Source organism: Streptomyces sp. NBC_00442 (assembly GCF_036014195.1).
Classification (GTDB): Bacteria; Actinomycetota; Actinomycetes; order Streptomycetales; family Streptomycetaceae; genus Streptomyces.
In genome coordinates this window covers 7569634-7581368 of record NZ_CP107918.1, presented here as the reverse complement: position 1 = coordinate 7581368, position 11735 = coordinate 7569634, and the positions used below count along the sequence as shown (strand labels likewise).

At 72.5% G+C, this 11735-nt stretch carries 11 protein-coding genes; all 11 read right to left on the bottom strand.

Annotation, left to right across the window (positions count from 1 at the left end; translation table 11 throughout):
- Positions 1-64: 64 nt before the first annotated feature.
- The 11 genes from OG432_RS34210 to OG432_RS34160 are packed head-to-tail and all read right to left on the bottom strand — an operon-like array spanning position 65 to position 11681.
- A complete protein-coding gene (locus OG432_RS34210) occupies positions 65-691 on the bottom strand; it encodes a GNAT family N-acetyltransferase (protein WP_328314837.1) in 627 nt (208 codons plus the stop codon).
- Between the two features lie 37 nt (positions 692-728).
- On the bottom strand, positions 729-2051 hold the full coding sequence (locus OG432_RS34205) for a hypothetical protein (protein WP_328314836.1): 1323 nt from the start codon (positions 2049-2051) through the stop codon (positions 729-731).
- Positions 2048-3397, bottom strand: coding sequence for a PLP-dependent transferase (locus OG432_RS34200; protein WP_328314835.1), 1350 nt, complete (start codon positions 3395-3397; stop codon positions 2048-2050). Before OG432_RS34200 ends, OG432_RS34205 begins: the two co-directional genes overlap by 4 nt.
- A complete protein-coding gene (locus tag OG432_RS34195) occupies positions 3394-4170 on the bottom strand; it encodes a hypothetical protein (protein ID WP_328314834.1) in 777 nt (258 codons plus the stop codon). Before OG432_RS34195 ends, OG432_RS34200 begins: the two co-directional genes overlap by 4 nt.
- 8 nt (positions 4171-4178) lie before the next feature.
- A complete protein-coding gene (locus OG432_RS34190; protein WP_328314833.1) occupies positions 4179-4994 on the bottom strand; it encodes a hypothetical protein in 816 nt (271 codons plus the stop codon).
- A 37-nt stretch (positions 4995-5031) separates the two neighbouring features.
- Positions 5032-5907, bottom strand: a complete 876-nt coding sequence (locus OG432_RS34185) for a hypothetical protein (RefSeq protein ID WP_328314832.1) — start codon at positions 5905-5907, stop codon at positions 5032-5034.
- A complete protein-coding gene (locus tag OG432_RS34180; protein ID WP_328314831.1) occupies positions 5904-6914 on the bottom strand; it encodes a PLP-dependent cysteine synthase family protein in 1011 nt (336 codons plus the stop codon). The genes OG432_RS34185 and OG432_RS34180 overlap by 4 nt, the downstream gene beginning before the upstream one ends.
- Complete coding sequence (locus OG432_RS34175; protein ID WP_328314830.1) at positions 6911-7969, bottom strand: phytanoyl-CoA dioxygenase family protein; 1059 nt, start codon at positions 7967-7969, stop codon at positions 6911-6913. The genes OG432_RS34180 and OG432_RS34175 overlap by 4 nt, the downstream gene beginning before the upstream one ends.
- Positions 7962-8834, bottom strand: coding sequence for a hypothetical protein (locus tag OG432_RS34170; protein WP_328314829.1), 873 nt, complete (start codon positions 8832-8834; stop codon positions 7962-7964). The genes OG432_RS34175 and OG432_RS34170 overlap by 8 nt, the downstream gene beginning before the upstream one ends.
- A gap of 1 nt (position 8835) precedes the next feature.
- On the bottom strand, positions 8836-10404 hold the full coding sequence (locus tag OG432_RS34165; RefSeq protein WP_328314828.1) for a hypothetical protein: 1569 nt from the start codon (positions 10402-10404) through the stop codon (positions 8836-8838).
- On the bottom strand, positions 10401-11681 hold the full coding sequence (locus tag OG432_RS34160; RefSeq protein ID WP_328314827.1) for an MFS transporter: 1281 nt from the start codon (positions 11679-11681) through the stop codon (positions 10401-10403). The genes OG432_RS34165 and OG432_RS34160 overlap by 4 nt, the downstream gene beginning before the upstream one ends.
- Positions 11682-11735 lie beyond the last annotated feature (54 nt).

The window sequence follows — 11735 nt, the reverse complement described above, 5'->3', positions numbered from 1 at the left end:
ACTTCGTGGTGGGTGGGTGGGCCCGTGGCCCGTCCGTCCGGGCCCCGAGCAGTGCGGGGGCCGGCTAGGAGCCGTACCGGTAGAGGTGCGCGACCGTGGCGGGCCTCCAGCCCAGGCGCTCGAAGAAACGGGCGGACTGTGAGCCGGCCTCCACGAGCGCGGCCGCACGCCGCCCGGCGGTGACCGCTCGGACGCAGTGCGCGGCCGCCCCCTTCTTCCGGTGGTCGGGCGACGTGGCGACCGCGCACACCAGGAGCCGGGCCCCCGATTCCGTGACGGGGCAGGTGAGTTGTTGCACGGAGGCGGTGGCGATGACATGCCCGCGCGGGTCGAGGCGCCGGGCATGCGTCCACGAGGTGTGGTCCCGCGCGCTGTCGGCGAGCACCGTGATCCCCGTGGCGCGCCAGAGCGCCGCCATCCGGATCCACTGCTCCGGAACCGGTGTCGTCGTCGAGGCACGTGCCGCTGGGATCTCCGGGGCCGGCCGGGCGTCCGGGGCGACTGTCCAGACGGTCACGGTCTCGTGCTCCACGTCCCGTACGAGCGCGTCCGGGAAGGGCGACCCGAACGCGAGCACGCGCGCCCCGCTGTGCAGCACCGCGTCCGCCAGCTCCGCACCGGCGTCCTCGATCAGGGCCGGCCAGGTCAGCACGGACCGGTGGTGGGACTGGAAGCCGGGCAGCGCGGCCACCCACCCTCGCCCGGTTTCGGCGCGGGGCCGGGCCGCGCTACTCACCGAGCAGCTCGAAGATCTGCCGTTCGTCCAGCTGGGCGAAGTGTTCGGCGTCGTAGAGGCCCAGGCCTTCGAGGATCCGGCCTGCTTCCTCCCGGGCCGCGTCGGCCGCCTGGCCGAGCCCGCCCGACGGATGGTCGCGGTCCAGGAGCCGACGCGATTCCCGCAGATGCATGGTCTCGTCGGAGGTGATGAAGCCGAAGGCGTGCGCGACCCGCTCGTCTCCGCGCCGGCGGGCCTCGCGGGCCAGTGCGCGCATGGGGCCGATGATGCCGAGCTCGCCGAAGACGGTGATCTGCGTCCAGGCGTTCCAGCCGCCCATCTGCCCGCGGATCCGGATTCCGATCATGCTGCACTCGTGGGCGTAGGGGTCACCGAACCGCTCGCCAAGGAGTTCCTGTCCGATGGCCGCGTGTCTCGCCTCGTCCCAGGTGAGCCGGGCGAGGTGGCGCAGCGATTCCAGGTCTGCCTCCGCCGCCAGGTCGAACAGCGCCAGGGCGAAGGTCTCCAGGGCGTCGATCTCGTCCCGGTTGACGCGGACCAGTTCGAGCAGGTCGTTGTCGTACGGCGATCCGGTGTCGCGCCAGTCCGCCGCGCCGCGGTAGTCCCGGGTGTTCTCGAACGTCGTGAACCGCTCGTCCCGCCGACCCATCGTGGGCCGTCGTGCCGTCCGTGCGGCGGGCGTGGAACGCCGGATGCCCGGGTGGCCGGGATCAGTCAACTCGCCCTGGCCGTCGGCTCGTTCCAGTCGTTCGGCATCCGCGTCGGCTGCCTCGGCGAACCAGCCGAAGGCGTCCCGCAGGTCGCTCAGCCCCCGGCGGCGCACGCGCTCCGACGGGCCGTCCAGCAGCGGGTCGAAGGGGCGGTCCTCGAACGACCGGATCAGCGGGGTCAGCCATTTCCGAGGCAGCGTCACCAGCCGTTGGCGCGGGGGTGCCGCGAGCGCCGCGGCGAGCCGCGCCTCGCGCTCCTCCGTGCCCAGCCGTTGGCCCGGCTTGGGCGCGGCCCCCAGCTCGTCGGCCCGCTCCTCACAGCTCGCGGCGACCTCCACGAGGGCGTGCACCGCCTCGGCGAGCGCCAGTTTCGCCTCGAACTCGGCCACGTCGAGGGTGCTGGCGGCGAGGAGCCGCGTCACGGTCCAGGTCTCGCGTGCCAGCTCGATGAGCCGGTCGCGACTCTGCTCCGGGCCGGCCGCCGCGCCGTGGGAACGGAACCGCTCGGGCCAGGAGAACCGCGGCGCGGCGGTTCCGTGCCCCTTCGGCTCCGCCGGGCCGTGCTCCTTCGGCGCCTCGGGCGCGCGCTCCCGGGGGCCCGTCATGCGGCGTCCTCCGCGGCGTCGAGTACGTCCCGGGCCGCCCCGGCGAGGCTGCGTGCCTGGTCCACGATGTCGTCCTCGTCCTCGATCCCGACACTGATCCGGATGAAGCACTCGCCGAGTCCGGTGTTGAGGGCGTCACGGCCGTAGGACCGGCCGGTCGTGGCGGTCCAGCCGAAGCCGGCCCGCACGCGATCGGTCCCGAACCCGGCCGCCCAGCGGGCCACGACGTCGCGGTGGTGGGCCTCGGCCCGTGGGCCGTCGGCGTCGGGCAGCCGAACGAACACCATGCAGCCGTCGGCTCCGCCGCGTACGGCACGGGCCAGCCGGTCCCGCCGTTCGCCGGTTCCGGACACGGCGTCGGTGACGGTCAGGTCCGGCAGTGCCTCCCGCAGGGTGGCGACGAACAGCCGGCGGCGTGCGCCGTGCAGGGCCGCCCGTTGTGCGCAGGCCCGCATCTCACCCTTGCGGATCCAGTGCAGGGCGCGGCCCTGGAGCTGCTGGCCGGTGCGGCGGGCACCGGCGCGGATGTCCTCGATCCAGGCGCCCTGCCCGTACAGGACACCGACGCCCGTCTTGCGCGTCAGGTACTTCATCCCGGACTCGACGTAGACGACGTCGGCGCCCTCGACGAGATCGGCGGGGCGCACGCCGTGTCCGAGCGCGGAGAAGTCGAGGAGGAGCCGCATACCGGACTCGATCAGCGGTTCCAGTACGGGTACGTCGCAGCGCGGACCGTTCAGGGCCAGCTCCGCGACGGCCAGCTTCGGGCGGTGCGTCGCGATCGCGTGCCGCGTGGCTCGCTCGTCACGCAGGTCGGCCCGGACCGGCGTGATCCCCCACGGGGCGAAGACGTGGGTCAGCAGGTCGTGGGTTTCGAAGTAGGCGCGGTCGTGGACGAGGATCGTGTCACCGGGTCCGGCGCCGCAGGCGCGGATGGCGACGTCCAGCGCCGACATCCCGGCGTTGACCAGGACCGCCTGCCGGGTCCCGAAGGCGCGGGCGAGCTCGGCCTCGGCGCGGCGTCGGGCGCCGTTCTCGTAGCTGTCCCAGTAGGCGCGGGGGCTCGTGCCGGCCTCCTGTGCGTGCGCGTCGCTCCAGAAGGCCTCCATCGACGGGTAGGACTGGGCGGGTTGGAAGGTCGTGCCGAGCAGGGCGGCGAGCGCGTCGGCACCCGACTCGTACGCTTCGAAGGCCGCCGCGAAGGAGGGTGCCTCAACCACCGTGCCGGGCAGGCCCGCGGGGACTTTGTGGCCTTCCTCCTCGCACTCGTCGACGAGGGTCCGGGCCAGCCGGTCCAGATAGTCGCGGCCGCTGGGTGCCACCTCGTGGCCGTGGGCCGCGGTCACCGGTCGAGCACCATCAGTGTGTACGGGAACGGCATGCCCGGCACGTCGCCGCGGGTCTCCTCGTGTTCGACGGTGCCGTAGCGGGACAGCAGGTCGCGCCACTGGCCCGCGGTGCGGTGCTGGTGCACGCACGGCACGTCGAACGTGTTGAGGCAGCGGTTGAAGAACTCGTCGACGTAGAAGTGGAAGTCCTCGTCGTTCGCCGGGTCGAGGCAGTTCTCCACGACGATCCACCGGCGTGCCCCGCGCCGGGCCACCGACGCGAGGAACTCCTCGGTCTGCGGCTCGTGGTGCAGCACGGTGCAGATGAGGAAGGTGTCGAACTCACCTGCCGGAAGGGCGAGATCGGCCCCGAGGTCGAAGGCCGGGAAGGGCAGCGCCGACCAGTCCGTGCTGTAGGCGGCGGCCCGCTCGCACCCCACGACGTCGGTGGCGGCGAGCCCGGTGTCCACCAGGGCCCGGAGCACCGTGAAGTCCCCGCCCAGGACGTCGAGCACGCGGCCCCTCAGGTGCGGCGCGAGCCAGCCGGCCAGGAATTGTGCGCGCCGCTCCGCGAACACCTTGTTCCAGGTGGCGCGGATGCCCAGTTCCACCAGGGCGTGTGCGGCGGGCTCGAAACTCGGCCCGTCGAGGAGCCGGCGGATCAGGCCCGCGGTGCCCGCCGGGTCCGCTAGCCCGAAGTCGTCGCGTGCCCAGATGTCCACCAGGCGTTCCTGGAAGGTGTCGAGCACCCTGCCACTGAGGTGGCTCGCCCCGTCGATGCCTTCGATCACCGCCACAACTACACCGCCGAAGCCATGCGCTTGGGGTCGGCGATCGCGGCGACCACCTGGTCGACGAGTTCCTCGGCCCGGCCCTCGTCGAGATCGCGCTCGATCCCGTGCAGGAAGTCGAGGACGTAGTCCACGGTCCGCCGGTCGTAGTTCCAGTCGAACCTCGTACACAGTGTGAGGGCCGCGAAGTCCTCGGGATGTTCGATGCTGGTGGCCCACGCCCCGTACTCGGCCATGGTCCGGGCCAGGACCGCGTCCGGCTCCTTGGTGTAGCCGTCGGCTTCGGCGAGCACGTCCTTGACGAGGCCCGCGGCCCACCGCGGGTCGTCGAGCCTGGCCAGACTGTGTTTGAGGCCCGTCTCGCGGTGGCTGTTCGCCACCTGGCTGCCCACTCTGAAGTCCAGCGCGCACTCGACCGATGTGTGGCCGAAGTCGCGTTCGAGGTGGTCCCTGGTGTCGTGGTCGCGCGGGTCCCGGTCGGTGAGTCCCATCGCGAGCGCCCGGTCGAAGAACCGGTCCATCCGCTCGGTCGCCAGGTGCATCTCCTGATAGGCCCATCCCGTGCGCTGCGCTTCGGGGGTGAGCTTGGGGCCGAAGTGGATCACCCAGTCGGTGATGATGTGCCCCTCTATCAGCTTCTCGGTGCGGCTCTGCTCGATCCCGCCCTCCTCCCGCTGCCGCGCCGCGCGCCTGAGCACGGTGTAGGCCCACTCGTGACAGTGCGCGAGGTTCGGGAACAGGGCGAGGACCGCGTCGTCCTGCCACACCTCCGCGCCCTCGATACCGGCGTGTTCGATGACCGCCAGGTGTCCGATGATGTCCATGAAGACTCCCCCTTCAGTGGGCGGTTTACGTGTGCGATCAGGCGACGGGTCGGTTTCCTGCGCGGCCGGCGGGGGACGTTTCCACGAGGTCACGCGGCGGCGTCCCGGTGTACGTCGCGAACGCCTTCTTCAGCAGGTCGACGTGGCGCAGGAGATCGGCGGGTTCCAGCACGGGACGCAACCGGATCTCGCGGTACCAGTCGTCGATCCAGGACGGCAGCAGGGAGAGGTAGCGCAGGCGCCACTTCCAGCGGGTGATCGAGTACCCGGAGTGGAAGATCATCGCGTCCACCAGACTGTCCGCGGCCCAGCACAGCTTCAGATACGCCTCGTCGGGCCGCTCGTCGCGCAGGCTGCTGGGGATGCCCTTCGTCGCGTCCCGCACGTTGACCAGCGCCGCGTCACGCTTGAAGGCCTGGTACGCCGGCCACGCGACCAGGTCGTGGAGCCGGCCGAAGGCGTCGGTGCCGGCCACGGGCAGCCCCCAGCCCAGGGCGTGGAACAGGTCGGTCCCGACCTTCACGTCGAGGCCGCCGACCCGGGTGAAGTCCGCCTCGACCTCCTGGATGTCGCGGATCTCGCCGCCGACTCCGGCGGCCGCGGACACGAGCCGGCGCGCGGGCCACACCTCGATGTCCATCTCCTTGCCGTTCGGGAGTTGCACATAGCTGATGGCGAATTCGTTGGCCGCCTGCTCGGTCTCCCGTTCGCGCTCGCGGCTCTGCGCGAAGCCGAGGTACCTGTCCTCGGAGGGGGTCACGAGGACCAGGTCGATGTCGCCGCCCCGGGTGGGGAAGGGCAGCGTGGCCGAGCCCGTGAGGATCAGCGTTTCGTCGTCCTTCAAGCCGAGGTCGGCCGCGCACTCCCGCGCTCTGCGCAGGTCGGTGGAGAGCCGGTCGGGGGCGGTGGTCATCGGGCGGACTCCTTAGTGGTGAATCCACGGTGTGTGCGCCAGCTCGGGTCGAAGAGGGTGGAGGAGTAGCGGGATCCGCCGTCGGGCAGCACGACGACGATGTTCGAGCGCGGCCCCGGCAGTTCGGCGGCGAGGCGCAGCGCGGCGGCGACCGCGGTGCCGGACGATCCGCCGACCCACAGACCTTCTTCGGCCTGGAGCCGCAGGCACATGGAGATGGACTCGGCGTCGCTCACCTCGTAGGCGGCGTCGAGGAGTTGGAGGTCCAGGAGGTCGGGTACGAAGTCGCCTCCGATGCCCTCGATCGCGTAGCCGCGGCCCGGTTCGTGACCGCCGCGCAGGCGGTCGGCGAGGATGCTTCCGGCCGGGTCCGCGAGGACCACCCTGGCTCGTGATCCGGCCGCTCGCAGGGCGCGCGCGACGCCGGCGATCGTGCCGCCGGTGCCGGCGCCCGCGACGAACGCGGCGACCTGGCCGCCGGTCTGCTCGATGATCTCGGGACCCGTGGTGAGCTCGTGCGCCTCGCGGTTCCAGGGGTTGGCGAACTGGTCGACGTAGTAGCTGTGCGCGGTCTCGTCCGCGATGCGCCGGGCGGTGTTGATGAAGCTCTCGGGGCTCGTGGGCGGCACGTCGTAGGGGCAGCGGACCACGTCCGCTCCCCAGGCCCGCATCATCGCCTCCTTGTCCGGCCCCATTTTGCTGCTCATGGTGACGATGACCCGGTAGCGGCCGGCGGCGGCGCACGCGAGGGCGACACCCGTGTTGCCGGCGGTCGCCTCGACCAGCGTGCTGAGGCCGGGGACCAGGAGGCGTGCCTCTTCGGCACGGCGGATGATGTGATGCCCGATGCGGTCCTTGACGGAACCCGCCGGATTCAGGAATTCGCACTTGGCCAGGACGCGGTGCGGCAGGCCCGCTCCGATCGTGGCGAGTTCCACCAGGGGTGTGCCACCGACGAGGCGCGCGGCCGCGCTCTGTGCGGGGAGTGTTCCGAGCGGCACGGTCATCGGGTCCTCGCAGGCGTGCGTCGGTCGGTGGTGGCGGAGTCGTCCGTCCCGGTCGTGCGGGCGGGGTCGTGGACCAGGCGCGAGGGGCGCGTCGAGGGACCGGTGGTGACGGTCGTGACGTGGACGGCGGTGCCGGGTTCGACCCAGCGGGTGCTGGACCAGCCTTGGGTCAGCTCGGTCCAGCTGGGGAGCTGACCGGCGGAGAACCCGTGCGGCAGCAGCGCGGCCAGCTTGACGGGCTCCTCGGCCGACTGGAAGCGGCAGTCGACCGAGAGCCGCAGGACGTCGCCCCGGTTCGGTGTGGTCGTGTGGACGGTGCGGCTGTGGAAGAGCATCACGTCACCGCACTGGTAGTCGTCCCCGATCCACTCCTGATGGGTCGCGGGGAGTTCCACGGCCTCGCCGCCCAGGCCGTGGGCGGGTGACACCGGCAGCAGGCCGAGGTTGGCGCTGCCCCGCAGCACTCTGAGGGTGCCCAGGTCCTCGGAGTAGTCCCCGAGCGGGATCCAGGCGGTGAGCACGTCGGTCGGGGTCTGGTTGAACAGTGCGTCCTGGTGCGGCGGGGTCGGGAAGTCGAGGGCGGGATACGAGATCCGGGCGATCTTGCGGGGGTGTACGAACACGGGCGCGCCGAGGACGGCGCCGACGGCCTCGACCAGGGCGGGGCTGTGGGCGAGCCGGTGCAGCGCTTCGAGGGACTGCACGGCGCTGTAGCCCTCGCGCCAGCCGGCGTCCCTGACCCTGCGGTCGCCGATGACGCCCCGGTCGTGGTGCACGGTGTCGCCGGGGACGGCGAGCATCGGGTCGGCGTCCGGGGCGAGCCAGGCGACGCGGTGGAGTGCGCGCACCACTTGCCTGCGCACCTCCTGGACCTCGCCGCGGTCCAGGAGCCGGCGGAAATAGAGGAAGCTGTCCGCGGCCATGCGTTCGGCGAGTTCCCCGGCGGGCAGTCCGGTGCTGTCGAAGGCGGCTGCCCTGGGCCGGAGGGGCGCGGCCGTGGAGTCGAGGGCCGCGGGTGGGGCCTGCCGATGGCCGGCGTCGGGCTCGTCAGCCATGGGTCATCTCCTCGGTGGGGGCGTCGGCGGGGCGCGCCCCGCCGGGCGGGGGCGCCCAGCGGTGCGACGTGGGCCGCAGTTGCTCCGCGTAGGCCGCGATCTCGACCGGGTAGCCGAAGCGGAGGGGGTCGGCCGTCACGTCCGAGAGGGTGGCGAGGACGTCGCGCATCTCCTCGTCACCCGCGGCCCCCCAGATGTCGCGCAGCCAGCCGCGCAGCCAGGCGAGGCTCTCCGGCGACTCGGCGATCTGGAACTTGACGGCGAGCCCCCGCAGGTGCAGTTCGTCCGGCTCCCGGGAACGGGAGAGGGCGCCGCAGTACCGATAGGGCTGGCACTCCACGGGCCGCGCCGGGGTGATGACGTGCTGTGCGATGAGCGCGTGCACCCAGCCGAGGTCAACTGCCGTGTCGTCGGCGGCGGTTCGTACGGTGGTGAACAGTTCCGACACGTCGAAGCGGTCGGCGATCCACTGGTCGATGGAGTACTCGACCATCGTGTGGGCCCAGCCGCGCCGGCTGTCGCGGGCGAGACCCGCGTAGCGCCAGCCCCGGCTCTCGGCGTGCTCGTAGAAGGCGTCGAAGCGGCGGGCCACCAGGCCCATCCGCAGATAGGCCCAGCCGCTCTTGCGCCCGAGCCCGCGCCAGCGGGTGCCGTAGTGGACGACGGCGTCCCCCAGCATGTGGGCCAGGACCAGGTCCGAGCGCTCCCCCGCCCCGGCGATCGACCACGCCTTGGTGTAGCCCCAGTCGTGGCAGCTGAGCAGGTCGGGCACCATCACCGTCATGGCGTGCTCGCCGCGCCTCAGGTCGATCTCCGGGAACGCGCCCGAGTTGTGTGCGCTGATCACATGTCCGAGGACGTACATGTCATACCCACCCGCCATCCGTCCGGGCGCCGGATCCCGTCGCGCCGCCGCTCGGGCCGGCGGCCGGTCCGACACCGAGCCCCCACCTGTGGCAGTGCCGCAGGCGGCCGTCGCGCATCCGCTGGAACACGTCCATGTCGGTGTGGCGGCGTCGTCCGTCGTCCGTGTCGGTCACACTGCCCACGATCAGGACGCCGCCGTCGACGAGCCCCGCTCCGAGCCGGTCGAGCGCGAGAGCGATGTCCTCGTCCGAGAAGTACGATTCGGCGTCCACGTCCGGTCGCTGGCGCCGGTAGAGGAGCCCGCACACGCGGATCATGTGCGCACGGTCCCGGTCGGCCTCGAAGACGTCATGGGCGCGGAAACGCAGCCGCAGGCCGGCGCCCTCGCAGTCGCCGGCCTGCGGTGTCACCCAGTCGACGCGCCGCCGGCCGCCCGCCTTCGCCAGGCGCGCCGCCACCGGTTCGTCGCCGGTGGATCCGTGTGCCGAGGGAAGGACGTCGGGGGTGGGGCCGTCGACCTGGATACATCGCCCTTCCGGGTCGAGCGCCCCGGCGGTGCCGTCGGGCAGTTCGACCAGCCACATCGTCGACCAGCGGTCCCCTCCGACGACGTCGCCCCGCACACCGCTGCGCCGCAGCGCGTGCCACAGGTCCACGGTGGCGGCGCCGTCGGACACCGCCTCGTCACGGACCGTCAGGGTGCGGGACGGCCCGAGCGCGCCGCCGAGCAGACCGGTGTCGACGCCCGCGAACTCGCCCGGCTCGCCCGCGGCCGCGCGCGCGGCCCACTGGGCCATCAGCCGGTCGATCCGGTGCAGCCGGCCCTGATGGGTGCTGCGGCGGATGCGGGTCACGGCGCGGCCGTCCGGCGCGGGCAGCGCTCTCTTGCCCACCAGGTGGTGTGCTTCGCCCAGTACCTGACGGACTTCCGCGCGGTCGGTGTCGCGGAAGGCGGTCGACAGGTCGGGCAGCAGCCACAGGGACGATGCCACGGTGCCCGCCTGGCGGAGCGCGACGCGGGATCGCGCCGGCTGCGGATGGGCGAGCGCGGCGACGTACGCACGGCGTACCGCTCTGCGCAGGACCGGCGCCGGACAACCGGTCAGGGCACCGAGCACGTCGTGGGCCGTCTCGTCGGCGGCGAGGAGGACCGCGGCGAGCACCTTCTCCTCGTCGGCGCCCCGGGGCAGGACCGGGGCGGCCGCTCCGCCCGGTGTCACCTCCCAGCGCCCGCTGTCACCGAGGGCGGCCAGCGCCAGAGCGGCCACCAACACGCCGACCGTCAGGGCCTGTTGGGGCTCGCCGGTGGCGGGAAGGCCCGGCACGCACCAGGTTCCCGTCGAGGCGAGCAGCGCGGCCGGGGCCTCGACGAGGCCGGGTGACCAGAGCAGCCCGTCGTCGGCGGCGCCCGTGCGGCAGGTGACGGCGGTGGTGCTTCCCCGGCGCTGATGGCTCAGCGCGGCGGCCGTGTCGTCGGCCTCGGAACGCAGCGCGAGCCCGCACGGGGCGCCCGTGAGCCAGTCGGCGCGGGGGGCCGCGGCGCGAGCGGTCACGGCCTCGGCCGTCATGCGGATTCCTCGCTCTCCACCGCGCCGAGCGAGGGGCCCGGTGCGGCGGCCGTCACGGGTCCCGTTCCCGGTTCCGGTGCCGAGAGGAGCCGGCGGGCGAACGCTCCGGCGATCAGGAAGACGCCACAGGCCACGGGCAGTCCGATGGTGCCCGACGTCACAAGGACCGTGGCGAGCACCGGTCCGATCACGTCCTGGATGCCGAGCCCCAGGTTGAACACGGCGAGGTACTGGCCCCTGGCCGCCTCGGGCGCCAGCTCCAGGGAGCTGCCCCAGGCGCCGACGGCGTGCTGCATCTCGCCGGTGGTGAACACGGCGACGGCGCACGCGAGTCCGGCCCAGACCAGGCCCGTCGTGCGGTCGGTGACCAGCGCGAGGATCACGAGCGACGCCGCGAACGCGATGCCCGACCGGGCGAGCATCCCGCCATAGGCGTGCAGGGTCGTGGCGCTCTTCGACATACGGACCTGGAAGGCGATGACGATCCCGGAGTTGACGAGCATGGTGACGGGGACCGCCCAGCCCGGCAGGTCCGTCCGCGTGAGGATCCACAGAGGCAGGCCGATGGCGAACAGTGCGGCGTTCATCGACAGGACGGCGTTCGCACCGCTCAGGTACAGGTAGCGGCGGTCGCGCCGGACCAGGTCGGCCAGGGCGCTGCGCACCCGGGCCGGGTCGGCGTTGGGACGGCGCTGCCCGTTGAGGGCGAAGGCCACGAACGCCACGGCCACGAACGAGAGGGCGTTGGCCAGCACCAGGACGCGGTACACCGACGGGCCGTCGACACCGACGGCCAGCGCCGAGAGGGCGAGCGCGGAGGCGAATCCGAGGTTTTCCCACACCCGCAGCCTGGCCATCAGCGGCACGCGTTTGTCGTCCGGCACCAGTTCGGCCATGAGGGCCTGGCTCGCGGGCGGCGCCGTGCGGTCGGCGAGCGCGATGACCGAGGCCAGGACGATGAACTCGGGGAAGGTCGGGGTGAAGAAGTACAGCGTGAAGGCGACGGCACGCACGATGTGCGTCACCACGAGGACCGTGCTCGAACCCCGCAGGTCGACGAGTGTGCCGGCGGGAACACTGCCCAGCAGTCCGACGAGTGCCGCGACGGACAGGCCGACACCGAGCCGGTGCGCGGAGAAGCCGACCACCTGGGTGAAATACAGCACCGAAACCGACAGGTACAGCGCCGTTCCGAAGGAATTGACGAAGAAGATCGTCCCGAACGCGGCGGCCGGGCGTGCGCGCACCGCGGAGGCAGCACGAGAACCAGGCTTCATATGGCTTTCCCCCTGAGAAAGGGACGTCGGGCCCTTCACCCGTCCCCGTGCACC